Raw genomic sequence first — 19,287 nt, 5'->3', positions numbered from 1 at the left:
CCACAAAGGCAGCAATGGTTCACAAAAAGCACCTGTGAGGGCGCGCAATAATTGTAATTTAAATATTTTTTAGGCTGCTGTATTTTACCCCATCAAGCTTGCCACCGATGCACGCTCGCCACAGAAATATTTTCTTGATACCTACTTTCGTTGCAACAAATCACGAACATGGCGCACCGGGATCGCATACGAAATGCCGCTGGGACTGGTGATGGCCGTCTCCTTCAAACCCTTGATCATGGTCATGTTGATCACCGCGATGACCTTGCCGGTGGCGGGGTCGTACACGGGGCTGCCGCTGTTGCCCGGGTAGGCGGTGCCATCGAGCTGGTAGATCTGCATGGGCGCCCGCTGCAACTGGGCAATCATGCGCGCATCGAGGGTGCGGGAACTGAGCGAAGGCAGCACGATGGGCGTGATTGCCGCCAGCGTGGCGCGGTGGGTGGCGTGGTGCAGACCCAACACCATACCCAGCGGAAACCCCGTAAACGCCAGATCCATGCCCTCCTGGGCGTCACCGTCCTGGCCCAGCGCCAGCGCCGGCAGCGGCGCGCCCGTCAGGCGCAGCAAGGCCAGGTCGTGCGCCTTGTCGATGGTCACCACGCTCGCTTCGCGAAACTCCGTCTCGCCCCCGCGCGCGATCACCACCCCCAGCACCTCGCGCTTTTCGCTGTCGAGAATGGCCGGCACCACGTGCGCATTGGTGATCACGGACAGGCCGTCGTCGACCACGAAGCCGGTGCCGTTAAAGGTGACGGCGGGACTGCGGGTTTTCAGGTAGGTGCCGACGCCGACGATCGACGGTTTGACGGCGGCGACGGTGCGCGGCAATTCGCCGCTGGCGGCCAGCGCGCTGCTCAAGCAGACGGCGCCGCCGAGCAATATAGTGGCGCGCGCACAACGGTGCAGGGCGCGGATTACTGGCATGGAAGCGCCGCGATGTTGTTGTTCATAATCAAGAATTATCTCTATGGAACAGGGGTTTCTTAAGATACCAGATAAACTCGTCGGACTGGGGGGTGCCGGCCAGCGCCGACGACGGCGCTGTCGCCCCTCGCGGCACGACGACAGCACGGTGATGGCGAGAGCGTGATGCATAAATGATACGGAAATAGCGATTAAACTTTTATTTTAGTATCATAACTTTATGCCTGATTTCACCTATCAATACCACCTTGGACACACTTTGTGTTAATTGCATTATTTCTGGCGTTTTACACGGGCCAACAATACAATGTGGCTCAGCCCGAATCTCCTCATCTTGCTCCCTCCGCTGACGCAATTTCAATAAGCATTGACGATGAACAAACGAAGTCTTGCCTTATCCTCTTGCAAGCCGTGGTTTTTCTTGCACCCACAGCGCAGTTTTTCCATTACGCAATTGCAATTGCTCTCAGTACAAGCGATGATACGGTGAATCCCCCTGCGTGTGTGCCCTGTATACATGCGCACATTTAACCCCTAGCACCACCCTGATGGCGAGATTGACGAGATGGCAGAACTGACAGCCGTAGTATTAGCGTTCCTCAAGGCGATCGGCAAATACCGCTGGTACGCCGTGATCATTTCCTGGGTGGTGGCGATCATCGGCTGGGCCGTGGTCTACAAGTTGCCCAATGACTATCAAGCTTCTGCCCGGGTGTACGTCGACACCCAGAGCATCTTGAAACCATTACTGTCGGGCATGACCTCGATGCCCAACCTGGACCAGCAGGTGGTGTTCATGCGGCGCACCCTGATCAGCCGGCCGAACGTCGAACGCGTCATGCGCATGGTCGATCTTGACGTCAAGACCACCAACGCCAAGGACCACGAAAAGCTGGTCGACGATCTGATTGAGAAAATCAAGATCCTCGGCACCGAACGCGACGACATCTACACGATCACCTACAACAACCCCAACCCCAAGCTGGGCAAGGACGTGGTGCAGTCGCTGCTGACGATTTTCGTCGAAGGCAGCTTTGGCGGCAAAAAGCAGGATTCCGAGAAGGCCATCCAGTTCATCGAAGACCAGATCAAGAGCTACGAGCAGAAGCTGGCGGCGGCCGAATCGGCGCTGAAGGACTTCAAGATCCGCAACATGGGCCTGTTGCCGAAATCCGGCGGCGACTTCAGCGGCAAGATCACCGACCTGTCCGACCAGCTCAACCAGGCGCGCCTGGAACTGCGCGAAGCCGAGCAGGCCCGCAACGCCATCAAGCGCCAGATCGCCGGCGACGAACCGCGTCCGGGCACCCCGCCAGGCGACGTGGGCGAGGTCGATCCGGAACTGATCGCCCGCATCACCGGCCTGAACAAGCAGCTCGATACCCTGCGCATGCAGTACACCGAGGCGCACCCTGACATCGTCGCCGGCAAGCGCTTGCTGGCGCAACTGGAAAGCCAGCGCCGCGAAGAGGCGAAGAAGCCGCGCAAGGCCACCAACGACCCGGGCGCCAGTTACAGCCCGATGCTGCAGCAGATGAACGTGTCGCTGTCGGCCGCCGAAGCGCGCGTGGCCTCGCTGCGCGCCCGCGTCGAAGAATATGCGGGCCGTCTCGAACGCACCCGCATCGCCGGCGTGGCGGCGCCGGAAGTGGAAGCGCAGATGGCGCAGCTCAACCGCGACTACCAGGTCAACCAGAGCAACTACCAGAAACTGCTCGAGCGCCGCGAGACGGCCAAGCTGTCAGGCGACCTGAGTTCGGCCACCGACATGCTGACGTTCCGCGTGATCGATCCGCCCACCGTGCCGCTGACCCCGGCCGGACCGCACCGTCCACGCCTGTTCTCGCTGGTGTTTGCCGGCGCCCTGATCGCCGGCCTGGCCACGGCCTTGCTGCTCAGCCAGATCCGTCCGACCTTCCTCAGCCAGGCATCGCTGCGCGACGTCACCGGCATTCCCATCCTGGGCAGCATCGGCATGAACTGGACCATCGAGCAAAAAGTAAAACGGCGCGGCCGCCTGTACGCCATGAGCGCGGCCGTCTTTGGCCTGTTCGGGGCCTACGGCGCCGTCATGGCCGCCATTCTGATTCGACCTTCGCTGTAAGCGGACGCACACGGGAGCTAATGTGAGCATTATCGAAAAAGCGGCGCGCCGCATCGACCAAAAGAAGGAGGCGCTGGCCGCCTCCCAGCCTGCCGCGACGCTCGCGGCCGACGTCCCCGTCATCATCGACACCGACAGCGTGCCGACGGCGGCCACCGCCGAGCCCAGCATCGCCACCGTGATCACGCCAGTCGTCGTGGCCGCGCCCGTGATCGCGCCGGCGCCGCCCGAGCCGGCCGCCATCGTGGCGCCCGCCCCGGTCCAGCCGGTCCAGCCGGCCCAGCCCGCGCTGGCCGAAGCGCCCGCCGCCAGGCCGCGCAAGCAGGGCACCCGCAAGGTTGAACTGGACCTGAACCGCATGCGCGAGATGGGCATGGTCACCGCCGCCGGCGGGCGCACCCTGCTGGTGGAAGACTTCCGTATCATCAAGCGCCCGCTGATCAAGCGCGCATTCGCCGAGCCGGCGATTGGCCAGCCACCAGGCAACCTGATCATGATCACCAGCTCCGTGCCGGGCGAAGGTAAAACCTATTGCGCCATCAACCTGGCCATGAGTATCGCCATGGAGCTCGACCACACGGTGTTGCTCATCGATGCCGACGTCGCCCGCCCTTCCGTGCTGCGCACCCTGGGCCTGCCGGCCCAGCGGGGGCTGATGGACATCTTGCTCGACGATAAAATTGACCTGGCCGACGTCATGCTGCGCACCAACGTCGACACCCTCAGCTTGTTGCCGGCCGGCACCAGCACGCCCCGCGCCACGGAGCTGCTGGCCAGCCAGGCGATGAAGACCTTCGTCTACGAGATCGCCAACCGCTACCCCGACCGGATCGTCATTTTCGATTCGCCGCCGCTGCTGCTGACGTCGGAAGCACAAGTGCTGGCCACCCACATGGGCCAGATCGTGCTCGTGGTGGAGTCGGAAACGACGACCCAGCACGCCGTCAAGGAATCGCTGCGCCAGCTCGAAGGCTGCAGCAACGTCAACATGATCTACAACAAGACGCGCGAGTTCCCCGGTATCGAAGAAACCTATGACTATCACTATGGCTAAGCGACGCGCGCCAATGGTGCGCTTGCCCGCCATCCAGCTGGTCGCACCGCTGGCGCTGCTTGGCATGGTGCTGTCGGCACCGGCCGTGGCCGAAGTGCAGCTACGACCGGCCGTGAGCGTGCGCGAAACCTACACGGACAACGTGCAGCTCAGCGCGGACAATCCGGACAGCCAGCTCATCACCGATCTGTCGCCCTCGCTCAATATGGTCATCAACGGCCCGCGGGTCAAACTGTTCGCCAACCTGGGCGCGCACCTGTACGCCTATTCGGGCAGCCAGCCCGCCAATACCAGCTCGACGAGCCTGCAACTGGCCTCCGGCGGCAAGGCCGACCTCATCGAAGACCTGCTCTACGTCGACGGCGCCGCCAGCCGTTCGCGCCAGAGCGTCTCGGCGTTCGGCCAGCAAAATCAAAGCGCGTACAACAACGCCAACCGCGACGACGTCACCACCTACCGCATCAGCCCCTACCTGGTCCACCGGTTCGGCAACAGCGCCACCGGCCAGTTGCGCTACACCCGAGATTCCGTCAAATCGAGCCGTGGCCTGCTGGCCAACAGCACCGGCGATGCGGTCAACCTGAACCTGGCCAGCGGCCCCGCCTTCCACACGGTGGGGTGGGACCTGCAAGCGTCGCACCAGAGCATCGGCGACCCGCTGGCGGGCCAGTCCGACAACGACAATGCCAGCGCCACCGTGCGCTACCGCATCAAGAGTTCGCTGAGCGTGTACGCCAACGGTGGCTACGACCGCTACACCTACGAGGGCCTGGGCGGCACCAGCGGCGGCAAGAGCTTTGCCGGCGGCTTTACCTGGACGCCGTCACAGCGCACCAGCATCGACGCCAGCATCGGCCGCCGCTATTTCGGCAAGACCTATTCACTGGCCGCCACTGCGCGCAGCCGCAGGACCATCTGGAACGCCAGCTACCGCGACGAGATCACCACCGCGCGTGCGCAGTTTTTGCGCCCCGGTTCGATCGACACTGCCGCCTTGCTCGACGCCAGCTTTGCCGCCGCCTTCCCTGATCCGGTCGAGCGCCGCCAGGCCATCAACGCCTATATCGTCGCGCAGGGCCTGCCCACCTCGGTGGCCAATGACGTCAATTACTTCAGCAACCGCCTGCTGCTGCAAAAGCAATTCCAGGGTTCCGTGGTGCTCAACGGCACGCGCAGCTCGCTGATCGCCTCGCTGAGCAACACCCGCCGCACGGCGCTGTCACCGGCCGGGGTCGACCAGGCGCTGGCGACCGATACGGTCGTGGGCGGCCTCAACGAGAACACCCGCCAGCTCAGCGCCAGCCTGGCCCTGAACTACCGCTTCTCCCCCCGCACCTCGGCAACCCTGGCCACGTCGAAGTCGCGCGCGCTCTCGGTTGCCACCGGTATCCGGCAAAACCAGACCAACGTCAATTTTGTCGTGACCCGCCAGTTCGCCCGCAAGCTGACCGGCAACCTGGAAGTGCGCCGCAACCAGGGCGACAGCTTCGATGCGCGCGGCCGTGGCTACCGCGAGAACGCGGTCAGCGCCTCGCTCAATTACCAGTTATAACCGCAGACACCACGCAGAATCGAGCCCGCGATGTATGAAACCTATTATGGCCTGTCGGCCAAACCATTCCGCCTGCGCCCCGACCCCCATTTCTTTTACGGCAGCAAGGGCCACAAGCGCGCCATGGCCTACCTCGACTACGGCCTGTCGCAGGGCGAAGGGTTTATTGTCATTACGGGCGAGGTGGGCGCCGGCAAGACCACGCTGGTGCGCAATCTGCTCAACAACATGCCGTCCGAGCAGATCATCGCCGCCAACATCGTCAACACCAGCTTGGACGCGGACGACACCTTGCGCATGGTCGCCGCCGCGTTCGGCTTGCCGTACGAAAACGCCAGCAAGCCGGACCTGCTCACGCGCCTGGAAGCATTCCTGCGCGAGGCCGACCGCGCCGGCAAGCGTCCCCTGTTGATCGTCGATGAAGCGCAGAATCTGACCCCGCGCACCGTCGAAGAGCTGCGCATGCTGTCGAACTTCCAGACGGACGACAAGTCGCTGCTGCAAACGTCCCTGCTGGGCCAGCCGGAGTTCCGCTCGACCCTGCACAGCGCCAGCATGCTCCAGCTGCGCCAGCGCGTCATCGCCAGCTACCACCTGGGACCGATGGACGCGCCCGAAACCGAAGCCTATATCGAGCACCGCCTGCGCACCGTCGGCTGGAACGGCGACCCGTCGTTCGCGCCGGAAGCCTACGCCGCCATCTACGCTTACACGGGCGGCATCCCGCGCAAGGTCAACACCCTGTGCGACCGCATTTTGCTGATGGGCTACCTGGAAGAACTGCACGCCTTCACGGGCGAGCATGTGGCCGAAGTCATCGCCGACATCGATGATGAATTTCAACTGCCGCCGGGCGCGGCCGAAGCGGCCCGCGCCGAGGTGGCCGAGCCGATGGCGGCCGAGCCGGTGGGCTCGTCGGGCCAGATGGACGAGCGCATGGTGCGGCTGGAAAAGTCGATCGTCTCGGTCCTGTCGATCCTCAAGAAGATCGTCGCCACCCCCAACAGCACGGTGTCCTCCACCGACCACAACAAATGAACATGCATCCCCTGCCCCAGCCGGCCGTCCCGGGCGCCGTCATCAAGAATGCGATGACGATCGACGTCGAAGATTATTTCCAGGTCTCCGCCTTCGCCCCCTATATCGACCGCGCCAGCTGGCCGGCGCGCGAGTGCCGGGTCGAAGCGAACATCGAGCGCATCCTCGCCGTACTGGCCACGGGCGGCGTGCATGCCACCTTCTTCACCCTGGGCTGGATCGCCGAGCGCTACCCGGACATGGTCCGGCGCATCGTCGCCGGCGGCCACGAGCTGGCCAGCCACGGCTATGCCCACCTGCGCGCCTCCGACCAGAGCCGCGCCGAATTCGACGACGACATCATCCGCAGCAAACAGCTGCTCGAAGACATCGGCGGCCAGCAGGTGATCGGCTACCGTGCCCCCAGCTTTTCCATCGGCAAGGACAACCTGTGGGCGCTGGACGCCCTCAAGGAAGCCGGTTACCGCTACAGCTCGTCGATCTACCCCATCGCCCACGACCACTACGGCATGCCCGACGCCCCCCGTTTCGCGTTTTATCCGAACGGCCCGGACGGCCTGCTGGAAATTCCCATCACCACCGTGCGCATGCTGCAAAAAAATCTGCCCGCCGGCGGCGGCGGCTATTTCCGCCTGCTGCCCTACGCCGTGTCGCGCTGGATGATGAACAAGGTCAACCGCGACGACCGCCAGCCGGCGATTTTTTATTTTCACCCGTGGGAAATCGACCCGGGGCAGCCCCGTCCGCAAGGGGTGGGCGCCAAGAGCCGCTTTCGTCATTACGTCAACCTCGAGCGCATGGAGGGCCGCATCGCCCGCCTGACCGAGGATTTTGCATGGGACCGCATGGACCGTATTTTTCTGGGCGCGCGATGAGCGTGCTTGTCGACCTCCCCGTCATGGCCGCCAGCGCCGACGCCCCCCTCACCGTCAAGCTGATGCAGCCGGCCGACCGCGCCCGCTGGGATGCGTTCGTGCGGGCCTGCCCCGAGGCCACGTTCTTCCACCTGTCGGGCTGGCAGCGCGTGATTGAACAGTCGTTCAATCTCAAGACCTGGTTTTATTACGTGGAACAGGCCGGCCAGATCGTCGGCGTCTTGCCGCTGGCGGAAATCAAGAGCCGGCTGTTCGGCCACGCGCTGGGCGCCATGCAGTTTTGCGTCTACGGCGGGGTGGCCGCCACGGTCGATGCCGCCCGTCCCCTGCTCGACGGCGCCGCCCAACAACTGGCGCGCACACTGGGCGTGGGCCACCTCGAATACCGCAACATGGTGGCGGCCCACCCGGGCGACGCCGCCTGGCACACCAAGGAGCTGTACGTCACGTTCCGCAAGGCGATCTCGGGCGACGACGAGGAAAACCTCAACGCCATCCCCCGCAAGCAGCGCGCGATGGTCCGCAAGGGCATCAAGCTGGGCCTGATCGGCGAAGTCGACGACAACGTCGACCGGATGTTCGAAGCGTATGCCTCGAGCGTGCACCGGCTGGGCACCCCCGTGTTCCCGAAAAAATATTTCGCCATGCTGCAGCAGGAATTCGGCCAGGAATGCGAAGTGCGCGTGATCACCCAGAACGGCGCGCTGGTCGCCGCCGTGCTTAGCTTTTACTGGCGCGATGAAGTGGTGCCCTATTACGGCGGCGGCATGCCACTCGCGCGCGATGTCGCCGGCAACGATTTCATGTACTGGAACCTGATGCAGGCCGCCGCCGCCCGGGGCGCGCGCCTGTTCGACTTCGGCCGCAGCAAACTGGGCACGGGCGCCTATGATTTTAAAAAGAACTGGGGTTTCACGGCCCAGCACTTGCCCTACGAATACAAGCTGATCAACGCGACGGCCCTGCCGGACAACAATCCGCTCAATCCGAAATATGCACTGTTCATCAAGATGTGGAAAAAGCTGCCGCTGCCGCTGGCCAACCTGATCGGCCCGCATATCGTGCGCAATCTGGGCTGAGCGGTGGAAGACTTATTGCTCCTCATCCACCGGATTCCCTATCCGCCGAATAAGGGCGACAAGATCCGCTCCTACCACCTGCTCAAGCACCTGGCCCAGCACTACCGGGTCCACCTGGCCACGTTCGTCGACGATACCGACGACTGGCAGCACGTGCCGCGCGTGCAGGCCCTGTGCGCCAGCAGCCACTTCAGCCCGCTCAACCCGAAGCTGGCGCGCCTGCGCAGCCTGGGCGCGCTGTTCGCCGACCGTTCCCTGTCGCTCGACTACTACCGCGACGCCGCCCTGCGCCAGTGGACCGCCGCCGCCGTGCGCAGCCACCGTATCGAGCGCATCGTGGTGTTTTCTTCGGCCATGGCGCAATACGCCGAACCGTTCCCGCACGCGCGCCGGGTGGTCGATTTCTGCGACGTCGACTCGGCCAAGTGGGCCCAGTATGCCGAACAAAAATCCTGGCCCATGAGCGCGCTGTACGCCCATGAAGCGCGCCAGCTGCTCGCTTACGAGAGAAAAGTCGCCCGTGACACCTACGCCGCGCTGTTCGTCTCGCAGCCGGAAGCGGACCTGTTTCGCCAGCTGGCGCCCGAAAGCGGGCACAAGATCGACTTTTTCAACAACGGCGTCGACACCGACTATTTTTCCGCCAGCCCCGCCATGCTCACGCCGTATGCGGCGGGCGAACAGGTGGTGGTGTTTACGGGGGCGATGGATTACTGGCCCAACGTCGACGCCGTCAGCTGGTTTGTCACCGAGGTGCTGCCGGCGCTGCGCCAGCGCGTGCCCGGCCTGCTGTTTTATATCGTCGGCGCCCGTCCCAGCGCCGCCGTGCAGGCACTGGCCAGGCACGAGGGCGTGAGCGTCACCGGCACCGTGCCCGACGTGCGCCCGTTCATCGCCTTTGCCCAGGTCGCGGTGGCGCCCCTGCGCATCGCCCGCGGTATCCAGAACAAGGTGCTCGAAGCGATGTCGATGGCCACCCCCGTGGTGGCCTCGCGCGAAGCGCTCGAAGGCATCGACGCCGTCGCCGGCGGTGAAGTGATCCTGGCCGAGGGTGCGGCCGCGTTTGTCGACAGCATCGCCAGCCTGCTCAACGACGACGCGCACCGCGCGGCGATCGGCGCGGCCGCGCGCGCGCGCGTCGAACAACGTTATAGCTGGTCCGGCAATCTGGCCCGACTCGAAGAAAGAATTGAATGTTAAACACGACAGTCCCAGCGCCGCGCACCTTCCAGCCGCAATCGTGGTCCTTCATGCTGCCCTTGCTGGTGCCGCTGCTGGCCCTGTTTGCCTTGTATGCGACGACGGCGCAGTCGATCGTGTCGATCTGGAACAGCTCCGACACCTTTACCCACGGCTATATCATCTTGCCCATCAGCATTTGGCTGATCTGGCGCCGCCGCGGCAATTTCTTTGCCTATCCGCCCACCCCGTGCTGGCCCGCCGTCGCCGGCCTGGCCCTGCTGGGCGCCGGCTGGCTGGCGGCGCGCCAGGCCGACGTGCAGGTGGTGGCCCAGTATGCCTTCGTGATGATGTTCCCCGTCGCCGCGCTGGCCCTGTTCGGCGTGCGCCTGGCCCGCTCGTTCACCTTCCCCCTGCTGTTCCTGCTGTTCGCGGTGCCGTTCGGCGACGTGTTCATCGATCCCCTGATCAATTTCACGGCCGACTTCACCGTGGCCGCCATCCGCCTGACCGGCATTCCCCTGCTGCGCAACGGCACCCGCTTTGAAATTCCCACCGGCAGCTGGTCGGTCGTCACCGCCTGCAGCGGCGTGCGCTACCTGATTTCCTCCGTCACCATCGGCTGCCTGTACGCCTACCTCACCTACAGCTCGACCCGCAAGCGGCTGATCTGCATCGCGCTGGCGATCATCGTGCCGATCATTGCCAACGGCTTGCGCGCCTACATGATCGTCATGATCGGCCACCTGAGCGGCATGGAACTGGCCACCGGCGTCGACCACCTGGTCTACGGCTGGCTGTTTTTCGGCCTGGTGATGTTCATCATGTTCTGGATCGGCAACCGCTGGCGCGAAGACGAGGCCGTCGCACCGGTCCCCGTCGAACGGGGCGCCGCCGGCGCCTGCTGCCGGTGGCGGCCGCCGTGCTGCTCGTGACCGCCCTGTGGCCGGCCCTGTCGCACTGGTTCGACCAGGCCAATCACCGCGCTAACCCGGTGCTGCTCACGCCGATCGCCGTCAACGCGCCTGCGCTTGCCCCGTTCAATGACTGGCAGCCCGCCTTCATGAAGGCCGACGCCGCATTGCGCTCGGTCACCCGCGCCGCCGATGGCGGCGTGCCGGTGGCGCTGCACGTGCTGTTCTACCGCAACCAGCAAGCGGGCAAGCTGCTCATCAGCTCGAGCAATGTACTGGCCCAGGAGGAAGACGTGTTTCATGCGGTGGGCGCAAGCATGCGCAGCGAAACCCTGGCCGGTACCCCGCTGACGCTGCGCGAGACGCGCATGTCCGGTCCGGGCGGCAGCTTCCTGGTGTGGCAGTGGTACTGGATCGACGGTCAGCGCACCGCCAGTTCGATCAAGGGCAAGCTGTTGCAGGCGCGTGCCAAGCTGCTGCTGCACGGCGACGGCGCCGCCGCCATCGTGCTCGCCGCGCCCTACACCGACAACCAGCCCGAGCGCGCCCGTGCGGCCTTGCAGGCTTACCTGGCCGCCAACGGCCGCGCCATCGACGGCGCCATCGAGGCGGCCAATGCCCGCTAGCGCGCGCCCGGCGCACGGGCAGGACGACCAGCGCCCGCTGATCGTGCACCTGACCTATGCGTTCAATGTGGGCGGGCTGGAAACGCTGGTGGTCGAATGCATCAACCGCATGCCGGCGGCCCGCTACCGGCACGCGCTGGTGTGCCTGACCGATTACTCGGCGTTTGCCCAGCGCATCAGCCATCCCGATGTTGAACTGATCGCCTTGCACAAGCCGCCCGGCAACAGCTTGCGCACCCACGCGCAACTGTGGCGGGTGCTGCGCCGGCTGCGCCCGACCATCTTGCACACCTATAACCTGGCCGCCTTCGAATACAACCTGACGGCGGCGCTGGCGGGCGTGCCGATCCGCGTTCACGCCGAGCACGGCCGCGACGCCAGCGATCCGCACGGCCTGAACGTCAAGCACAACGCCTTGCGCCGCTGGCTCGCGCCCGTGGTCGACTGTTTTATCGCCGTCTCGGACGATCTGCAGCGCTGGCTGGGCGAGGTGGTACGGATCGCCCCCGCGCGCACGCGGATGATCAAGAATGGCGTCGACACGGCCCGCTTCAGCGGCGCCGCCGGCAACGCCAGCGATGTGCCGGCGTCGCCGTGGCAGGCCGACGACATCGTCATCGGCACCGTCGCGCGCATCCAGGACGTCAAGAACCACCGTGGACTGGTCGAGGCCTTCGCCCTGCTGCGCGCCAGCCGGCCGGACCTGGCGCCGCGCCTGCGCCTGTCGATCATCGGCGACGGTCCCCTGTTCGCGCCCTTGCGCGCCCAGGTCCACGCGGCCGGTCTGGAGGCGGTGGTGTGGCTGCCCGGCGCGCGCGCCGACATCGCCGCCCTGCTGCACGGTTTCACGATCTTTACCTTGCCGTCGCTGGCCGAAGGCACCCCCGTGTCGCTGCTCGAAGCGATGGCCTGCGCGCTGCCGGTGGTGGCGGCCAGGGTGGGCGGCATTCCGGAAGTGATCGACGACGGCGTGCACGGCAGCCTGGTCGATCCGCGCGACGGCGCCGCGCTGGCGCAGGCGCTGGGCCGCTACGCGCAGGATCCGGCGCTGGCGCGCACCCACGGCGAGGCGGCACGCCGCCGCATCGAACAGCAGTACAGCATGGACGCGATGCTCGACCAGTACCTCGATCTGTATGACGGCCTGTGCCACAGCAAGCTGCGCCAGCCGCGCTTGTCCACCCAACCTTAGAAAGCCAGAGCATGTGCGGAATTGTCGGGATGTTCGATACCCAGGGCGCGCGCGAGATCGACCGCGCCGCGCTCGCTCGCATGAACGAGAGCCAGTTCCACCGCGGTCCCGACGAAGGTGAGCTGTACACGGAAACCGCGCTGGGCATGGGCCACCGCCGCCTGTCGGTGATCGACGTGGCCACCGGCCAGCAACCGCTGTTCAATGCCGCGCGCGACGTCGTCATCGTCTTCAACGGCGAAATTTATAACTACCGCGCGCTGATGGCCGAACTGAAGGCGCTGGGCCACCAGTTCGCCACCAAGTCCGACACCGAGGTGGTGCTGCAGGCGTGGCTGGCCTGGGGCGCCGATTGCGTGCACCGCCTGCGCGGCATGTTCGCCTTCGCGATCTGGGACCGCAAGCAGCAAACCATGTTCCTCGCGCGCGACCACGTGGGCGTCAAGCCCATGTTTTATTCGCTGCTGCCCGACGGCATGTTCGTCTTCGGTTCCGAGCTCAAGTCGATCATGACCTTCCCGCTGCTCTCGCGCGAACTGAACGCCCAGGCGGTGGAAGATTATTTCGCCTACGGCTACGTGCCCGAGCCAAAGACGATTTTTCACAACGCTTATAAACTGGCGCCGGGCCACCGCATCACCTTGCGGGTGGGCGATCTCTGCGTGGTCCAGCAAAAATTCTGGGACGTGCCGTTCCGCCGCGAGCAGCACGGCAGCGCCGCCGACGTCGAGCGCGAGCTCGTCGAGCGCCTGCACGAATCGGTGCAGGCGCAGATGGTGGCCGAAGTGCCGCTGGGCGCGTTCCTGTCGGGCGGGGTCGATTCAAGCGCCATCGTGGCGATGATGGCGACCAACAACCCCGCGCCCGTCACCACCTGCTCGATCGGCTTCGACGACCCGGAATATGACGAGTCGCAATTCGCCCGCAAGGTGGCCGAGCGCTATCACACCACCCACCACGCGCAGATCGTCGACAAGGACGACTACGGCCTGATCGACACCCTGGCCGGGCTGTACGACGAGCCCTTCGCCGACGATTCGGCCATCCCCACCTACCGGGTCTGCCAGCTGGCGAGACGGCACGTGACGGTGGCGCTGTCGGGCGACGGCGGCGATGAAAATTTTGCCGGTTACCGCCGCTATCGCTACGCCATGGCCGAGGACAGCGTGCGCTCGCGCCTGCCGGCCGGCCTGCGCGCGCCCGTGTTCGGCACGCTGGGCAAACTGTATCCGAAGGCCGACTGGGCGCCCCGCATGTTCCGCGCCAAGACCACCTTCGAGGCCTTGTCGCGCGACCTGGTCGACGGCTATTTTCACGGCGTCTCGAAGATGCCCGACCGCGTGCGCGCCAGCCTGTTCAGCCCGAATTTCAAGGCCAGGCTGCAAGGCTACAGCGCCATCGACGTGATGCGCGCGCACGCCGCCGCCAGCCCCACGGACGATCCGCTGTCGATGATCCAGTATCTCGACTTTAAAACCTGGCTGCCGGGCGACATTCTCACCAAGGTCGACCGCGCCAGCATGGCCCATTCGCTGGAAGTGCGGGTGCCGCTGCTGGACCACGAGTTCGTCGAATGGATCGCCGGCCTGCCGCCCGAGCTCAAACTGCACAAGGGCGAAGGCAAGTACGTGTTCAAGAAATCGATGGAAGCGTTCCTGCCCGAAGACATCCTGTATCGCAGCAAGCGCGGCTTTTCGATTCCCGTGGCCCAGTGGCTGCGCGGCCCCCTGCGCGAGACGGTGCGCAGCGCCGCCCTGTCGCCGCTGCTGCTCGACACTGGCATTTTTAACGAAAGCTATCTGCGTCACATGGTCGATTCGCACGAATCGGGCGTGCATGACTACAGCGCCGCCCTGTGGTCGGTGCTGATGTTCGAAAGTTTCTTGCGCGTCAGCGCCAACCGCTGATTGGCGTACCGATCCATGAACCCGTCTACAAAGCTGCCCGCCGCCGTGCGTCCCTTGAAAATTCTGTACCACCACCGCACCCGTTCGAAGGACGGCCAGTACGTGCACATCGAAGAGATGATCAACGCCCTGCGCGAACAGGGCCACGAGGTGATCATCGTGGCCCCGCCCAGCGCCGAACAGGAGGATTTCGGCGCGGATGCCGGCATGGTGGCCTGGCTGAAAAAATTCATGCCGAAGGCGGCCTACGAAGTGATGGAACTCGCTTATAGCCTGGTGGCCTACCGCCGCCTGGTCAAGGCGGTACAACTGCACCGTCCCGATTGCATCTACGAGCGCTACAACCTGTTCCTGCCGGCCGGCATCTGGCTCAAACGCCGTTTCAAATTGCCGTTCCTGCTTGAAATCAACGCCCCCATCATGGAAGAGCGCGCCCGTTACGACGGCCTGGCCTTGCAGGGGCTGGCGCGCTGGTCGCAGAAATTCGCCTGGCAGCAGGCCGACAAGGTGCTGCCCGTCACGCGCGTGCTGGCCGACATCGTGGCCGACTACGGCGTACCGGAAGAGAACATCGTCGTCATCCCCAACGGCATCAACCTGACCCGTTTCAATGGCGCCAGCGACGTCGCCGCCGCCAAGCGGGCACTCGGTTTCGACGGTTCCCTGGTGCTCGGTTTTACCGGCTTCGTGCGCGACTGGCATGGCCTGGACAAGGTGGTGGCAATGATCGCCACCGACCCGCCGCACGCGCGGCGCCAGTTGCTCATCGTCGGCGACGGCCCCGCCCGCGCCGCGCTCGAGCAGCAGGCGGCCGCGCTGGGCATCGCCGACCGCGTTACATTTACCGGCATCATCGAGCGCGACGACGTCGCCCGCTACGTGGCCGCCTTCGACATTGCCCTGCAGCCGGCGGTGGTGGCGTATGCGTCGCCTTTAAAACTGTTCGAGTACCTGGCGCAGGGCAAGGCCATCGTCGGCCCGGACCAGCCCAACATCACGGAAATCCTGTCGGCCGACCACAACGCCGTGCTGTTCGACCCGGCCGCGGCGGACGGTCTCGCGCTGGCCGTCAAGCGCTTGTGCGAGGACGACGTGCTGCGCGCCAAGGTGGCGAAGAACGCCCAGTTATCGATCGAACAGCAGCAGCTGACCTGGCATGCGAATGCGCGCCGCGTGGTGGGCTTGTTTGAAGGGATGCTACATCGTGCGTGACATTGCCATCACCGGATTTATCTTTGGCCTGCTGCTTTTCGCATTCAAGCGACCAGCGATCGCAGTGTTCCTGTTTACCTGGGTCAGTCTCATGAACCCGCATCGACTGACATATGGATTTGCATATACATTTCCGTTTGCCGCCATTCTTGCCGGTGCGACCGTTTTATTCATGTTCACCAGTCGGGAGCCGAAGAAGCTCCCTCTCACACCCGTCACAGTGACGCTGTTTGTGCTCGCAGCCTGGATGACCCTGTCAAGCTTGTTTGCGCTTGAACCAATGATCGTCTGGCTCGAATGGAATCGGGTCATCAAGACCTTTTTCATGGTCATCATCACAATCATGGTGATCAACAAACCAAGAGATCTCAAGATATTTGTCTGGATAGTCGCACTGTCGCTCGGTTTTTTTGGATTAAAAGGCGGTCTGTTTACATTGGCGAGCGGAGGGCATTTTCGCGTGTACGGCCCGGAAGGCAGTTACATTGCCGAAAATAATGGAATGGCGCTGGCGCTGGTCACAGTGTTGCCATTGATGTGGTATCTGCGCTCCCAGGTTTCCAGCAAATGGCTGATACTTGGACTGACCAGTGCGATTGTCCTGACCGCCGTGTCGGTCGTCGGTTCGTATTCGCGCGGCGCGCTGATTGGAGGAGTCGCCATGCTGTTCTTCCTGTGGTGCCACAGCCGCAAGAAGATCCCCACCGCGATTATCCTGCTCTCCGTAGTCGCCCTGATTGTCATGGTGATGCCGGCCGCCTGGTTCGAACGGATGGATACAATCAATGAATACAAGACCGATGATTCCGCCATGGGCCGCGTTAACGCCTGGAAATTCGCCATCAACATTGCCACTACCTTTCCCTTGGGCGGTGGTTTCAATGTCTTCACCCCACGCATGTTCCTGATGTATGCACCGGTACCACTCGACTACCACGTCGCGCACAGCATCTGGTTTCAAGTATTGGGTGACCACGGTTGGGTTGGCCTAGCGATGTTCATCATGCTGATGGTCTTCGCCTGGCGAACCGGAACACGTGTACGCAAATTCTGTGCAGCGCAATCCGACCTTAAATGGGCCTCAGACTTATCGCGTATGTGTCAGGTATGCATCATCGGCTATGCTGTCAGCGGTACGTTCCTGTCGCTCGCGTATTTTGATTTGTATTACGACATTATTATTATTCTCGTTTGCCTGGAAAAAATTGTGATTCCGAAGAAATCATGGCCATATAAACCAGCGCCAACGCCGGAGGTTAAGTAACCATGCAGCGCGCTATCCTACCTGCGGAACACCGCATCCTGAAGCCATCTTTCGTACGCGGAATGTGGTCGATATTATCATCGAGTGGGCAATCCGCACGACTTTCCGTACTGCTATTTCATAAAGTTCCTACGCAAGCGGATCCACTCGCATCAAGTGAGCTCAATCTGGCCCGCTTCGAGCAGATGCTCGACTTCGTTGGCGAGAATGCAAACGTGATGCCGCTGTCGGAGGCAAATTCAGCACTACAACGCGGCATTTTGCCAAAGCGTGCAGTGGCGCTGACATTCGACGACGGTTACGCCGAATGGATAGACAATGTGGCCCCGGCCTTGCTCCGGAGGGGCATGCCTGCAACATTTTTCATCACCACCGGTCAGTTCGAAGGTGGCGTACTGTGGCATGAAAGAATCCTGGCCGCGGTACGCGCATTGCCAAAACAGGGCGCGCGCCTGCCTGCCGGCTTGGGGGAATTCACCAACCTTGGTGCGCCTAATTGCCGTGAGCGCCTGGTAGAGCGACTTCAGGAGCGCCTGAAATATGCCCCATTGAACGAGCGCCTTGAAGCCATCGAACAGCTCGAATGCCAGGCAGATACTGCCTTGTTGTTACCGCCCGGCTTCAACGCAGGATCGGTACGAGATTTACACAGCCAAGGCTTTGAGATTGGTGCCCACACTGTGCATCATCCGATCCTCAACGAATGCACCGCGCAACAAGCACGAGATGAAATCGCCAACAGCAAGGCCGAGCTTGAATTAATTATTGGTGGCGCGGTGAACGCATTCGCCTACCCGAACGGCCGGCCCGGGACCGACTTTGCCTTTGAACACGTGAATATGGTTAAGGCGGCGGGCTACAGCATGGCCGTCACCACCAGTACTGGTGCGGCCAACGCCGCCACCGATCCTTTCCAAATTCCCCGCTTTACGCCGTGGGGCGTCAGCGATGAGCGAATCGCATTTCAACTCATGCGCAACATGTTGACCGAGCCAGCGGCGTTGGTCAGCACGGCCTCCAGCGAGTCTGAATCGACCACCGACGTACGTTGCTTAATGGTGGCCAGCACATTTGCACCAATCCATGGTGGCTCGGCAGTCGTGTACGAAAACCTATGCCGCCACATGCCGCCAGGAAGCATCCGGGTGCTGACCGCTACGACCAGCTATCAGACTAAGCAAGAAATTTCAGGGTGGCGCGAGCACGATGCGAAGCAATCATTCCCTGTCGACCGTATTTACCTGTTACGCCCTCCCATGCTGCCGCCGCCAGCGACCAGCATGGTTTCAATGTGGCGCTTGCTCACCCAGGATCTGCCTTTGTATGCAAAGGTACTTTATCGCGCAGCCCGCTTGGTACGCCAGCACAGCATTAACGTAGTGTGCGTGGGTGAATTAGTGACTGGCAGTTGGCTGGGCATTGCACTGCAAAAGCTGTTTGGTTGCAAACTGATCATTTACGTCCATGGTGAAGAAATCACCACCCGCACTGACGGCCGACTGGGGCAGAAGCGCAAGCAGTTTTTACTCGCCGCAGACAAGATCGTTGCCGTCAGCTCGTTTACATGCGACGCGATGACTGCGCTAGGGGTACCGTCAGAGTCGATGGTCTTGATTCAAAACGGGGTTGATATTGACAGTTTTACGCCAGGGGAGCGCGATCCAACGCTGATCGCACGTCATCAATTGGTAGATAAAAAGATCATTCTTACGGTCGGCCGGTTGGTACACCGAAAGGGTGTCGATATGGCCCTGCGCGCCATGCGGCAGGTTGTGTCAATCCGTCCAAACGTACACTATCTGATTGTCGGTGACGGCGAGATCCGGGCGGAACTCGAGCAGATCATTCGTGATGAAGGACTGACGGACTACGTGACGCTGGTGGGCAAGGTGTCTGACGATGAGCTGCTACGCTACCTGCGCCTGTGCGATCTGTTCCTGATGCCTAACCGCACCATGCCCGATGGCGATACGGAAGGTTTCGGCCTAGTCTTCCGTGAAGCAAACGCCTGCCGCAAAGCCGTCATCGGCGGACGAGCCGGTGGCGTAGTCGAAGCGGTCTCCGACGGCGTGAGTGGCTTGCTTGTCGACGGCAACAGTACGGACGAAATTGCCAAGGCGATCGAATCCATTTTTAGCGACCCTGCCCTCTCCGATAAGCTCAGTGAAGGCGGCTATGCGCTTGCGCGTAAGAACAGTACACAGGCTGTTGCCTACAAATTCTTGCGCACCTGTGAAAGACTTGTCGATGGCACGTCGAATTAGATAAGCCTGTGAAGCGAACCAACTTCGGCTTTGCTCTTTACATCCGTCCGAAAAATGGGTGGAGGCATCAAAATCGACCATCTTCGCTGCATGCATTGGC

15 protein-coding genes are annotated in these 19,287 nt (G+C 62.9%); 14 read left to right on the top strand and 1 reads right to left on the bottom strand.

Translation table 11 applies throughout. The annotated features are described in order from the left end of the window. Positions 1-141: 141 nt before the first annotated feature. On the bottom strand, positions 142-927 hold the full coding sequence (locus tag ACP7EY_RS14595) for a S1 family peptidase (protein ID WP_426194760.1): 786 nt from the start codon (positions 925-927) through the stop codon (positions 142-144). A 565-nt stretch (positions 928-1,492) separates the two neighbouring features. Between ACP7EY_RS14595 and ACP7EY_RS14590 the strand changes: the two genes are divergently transcribed. From ACP7EY_RS14590 to ACP7EY_RS14525, 14 genes are read left to right on the top strand one after another with little or no spacing between them, the layout of a single operon-like run. Further along, positions 1,493-3,031 carry an XrtA system polysaccharide chain length determinant gene (locus tag ACP7EY_RS14590; RefSeq protein WP_426194758.1) on the top strand — a complete coding sequence of 513 codons (1,539 nt, stop codon included), beginning with the start codon at positions 1,493-1,495 and terminating at the stop codon, positions 3,029-3,031. A gap of 22 nt (positions 3,032-3,053) precedes the next feature. Next, positions 3,054-4,085, top strand: coding sequence for an XrtA-associated tyrosine autokinase (locus ACP7EY_RS14585; RefSeq protein WP_426194756.1), 1,032 nt, complete (start codon positions 3,054-3,056; stop codon positions 4,083-4,085). Next, positions 4,078-5,637, top strand: coding sequence for a TIGR03016 family PEP-CTERM system-associated outer membrane protein (locus ACP7EY_RS14580; RefSeq protein WP_426194754.1), 1,560 nt, complete (start codon positions 4,078-4,080; stop codon positions 5,635-5,637). The genes ACP7EY_RS14585 and ACP7EY_RS14580 overlap by 8 nt, the downstream gene beginning before the upstream one ends. A gap of 30 nt (positions 5,638-5,667) precedes the next feature. Beyond that, positions 5,668-6,675: an XrtA/PEP-CTERM system-associated ATPase gene (locus ACP7EY_RS14575; RefSeq protein WP_426194752.1), complete on the top strand. Its 1,008-nt coding sequence runs from the start codon at positions 5,668-5,670 to the stop codon at positions 6,673-6,675. A 2-nt stretch (positions 6,676-6,677) separates the two neighbouring features. Then, positions 6,678-7,550 carry an XrtA system polysaccharide deacetylase gene (locus tag ACP7EY_RS14570; protein WP_426194750.1) on the top strand — a complete coding sequence of 291 codons (873 nt, stop codon included), beginning with the start codon at positions 6,678-6,680 and terminating at the stop codon, positions 7,548-7,550. After that, complete coding sequence (locus ACP7EY_RS14565) at positions 7,547-8,629, top strand: FemAB family XrtA/PEP-CTERM system-associated protein (protein WP_426194748.1); 1,083 nt, start codon at positions 7,547-7,549, stop codon at positions 8,627-8,629. Before ACP7EY_RS14570 ends, ACP7EY_RS14565 begins: the two co-directional genes overlap by 4 nt. A 15-nt stretch (positions 8,630-8,644) precedes the next feature. Then, positions 8,645-9,829: a TIGR03087 family PEP-CTERM/XrtA system glycosyltransferase gene (locus tag ACP7EY_RS14560; protein WP_426194746.1), complete on the top strand. Its 1,185-nt coding sequence runs from the start codon at positions 8,645-8,647 to the stop codon at positions 9,827-9,829. Next, on the top strand, positions 9,823-10,743 hold the full coding sequence (gene xrtA, locus ACP7EY_RS14555; protein WP_426194744.1) for an exosortase A: 921 nt from the start codon (positions 9,823-9,825) through the stop codon (positions 10,741-10,743). Before ACP7EY_RS14560 ends, xrtA begins: the two co-directional genes overlap by 7 nt. Next, the gene (locus ACP7EY_RS14550) at positions 10,731-11,348 is read left to right on the top strand and encodes an exosortase C-terminal domain/associated protein EpsI (RefSeq protein WP_426194742.1); all 618 of its coding nucleotides are present in this window, start codon (positions 10,731-10,733) and stop codon (positions 11,346-11,348) included. Before xrtA ends, ACP7EY_RS14550 begins: the two co-directional genes overlap by 13 nt. Next, positions 11,338-12,540 (top strand): TIGR03088 family PEP-CTERM/XrtA system glycosyltransferase, encoded by a 1,203-nt coding sequence (locus ACP7EY_RS14545; RefSeq protein ID WP_426194740.1) that lies wholly within the window; start codon positions 11,338-11,340, stop codon positions 12,538-12,540. Before ACP7EY_RS14550 ends, ACP7EY_RS14545 begins: the two co-directional genes overlap by 11 nt. An 11-nt stretch (positions 12,541-12,551) precedes the next feature. Then, a complete protein-coding gene (locus tag ACP7EY_RS14540) occupies positions 12,552-14,447 on the top strand; it encodes an XrtA/PEP-CTERM system amidotransferase (RefSeq protein WP_426194738.1) in 1,896 nt (631 codons plus the stop codon). 15 nt (positions 14,448-14,462) lie between these two features. Then, positions 14,463-15,659, top strand: coding sequence for a glycosyltransferase family 4 protein (locus ACP7EY_RS14535; protein ID WP_426194735.1), 1,197 nt, complete (start codon positions 14,463-14,465; stop codon positions 15,657-15,659). Beyond that, positions 15,652-16,923, top strand: a complete 1,272-nt coding sequence (locus ACP7EY_RS14530; RefSeq protein ID WP_426194733.1) for a putative O-glycosylation ligase, exosortase A system-associated — start codon at positions 15,652-15,654, stop codon at positions 16,921-16,923. The genes ACP7EY_RS14535 and ACP7EY_RS14530 overlap by 8 nt, the downstream gene beginning before the upstream one ends. A 2-nt stretch (positions 16,924-16,925) precedes the next feature. After that, the gene (locus ACP7EY_RS14525) at positions 16,926-19,187 is read left to right on the top strand and encodes a glycosyltransferase (protein WP_426194731.1); all 2,262 of its coding nucleotides are present in this window, start codon (positions 16,926-16,928) and stop codon (positions 19,185-19,187) included. Positions 19,188-19,287 lie beyond the last annotated feature (100 nt).

The organism is Massilia sp. DWR3-1-1 (assembly GCF_049898325.1).
Taxonomy (GTDB): Bacteria; Pseudomonadota; Gammaproteobacteria; order Burkholderiales; family Burkholderiaceae_D; genus JAFCUW01.
This window is presented reverse-complemented; position numbering and strand designations above follow the sequence as displayed.

Coding starts and splice junctions, on each gene's coding strand:
- ACP7EY_RS14595 (WP_426194760.1), bottom strand. CDS start 927: ATGCCAGTAATCCGCGCCCTGCACCGTTGTGCGCGCGCCACTATATTG.
- ACP7EY_RS14590 (WP_426194758.1), top strand. CDS start 1,493: ATGGCAGAACTGACAGCCGTAGTATTAGCGTTCCTCAAGGCGATCGGC.
- ACP7EY_RS14580 (WP_426194754.1), top strand. CDS start 4,078: ATGGCTAAGCGACGCGCGCCAATGGTGCGCTTGCCCGCCATCCAGCTG.
- ACP7EY_RS14575 (WP_426194752.1), top strand. CDS start 5,668: ATGTATGAAACCTATTATGGCCTGTCGGCCAAACCATTCCGCCTGCGC.
- ACP7EY_RS14570 (WP_426194750.1), top strand. CDS start 6,678: ATGCATCCCCTGCCCCAGCCGGCCGTCCCGGGCGCCGTCATCAAGAAT.
- ACP7EY_RS14565 (WP_426194748.1), top strand. CDS start 7,547: ATGAGCGTGCTTGTCGACCTCCCCGTCATGGCCGCCAGCGCCGACGCC.
- xrtA (WP_426194744.1), top strand. CDS start 9,823: ATGTTAAACACGACAGTCCCAGCGCCGCGCACCTTCCAGCCGCAATCG.
- ACP7EY_RS14545 (WP_426194740.1), top strand. CDS start 11,338: ATGCCCGCTAGCGCGCGCCCGGCGCACGGGCAGGACGACCAGCGCCCG.
- ACP7EY_RS14540 (WP_426194738.1), top strand. CDS start 12,552: ATGTGCGGAATTGTCGGGATGTTCGATACCCAGGGCGCGCGCGAGATC.
- ACP7EY_RS14535 (WP_426194735.1), top strand. CDS start 14,463: ATGAACCCGTCTACAAAGCTGCCCGCCGCCGTGCGTCCCTTGAAAATT.
- ACP7EY_RS14525 (WP_426194731.1), top strand. CDS start 16,926: ATGCAGCGCGCTATCCTACCTGCGGAACACCGCATCCTGAAGCCATCT.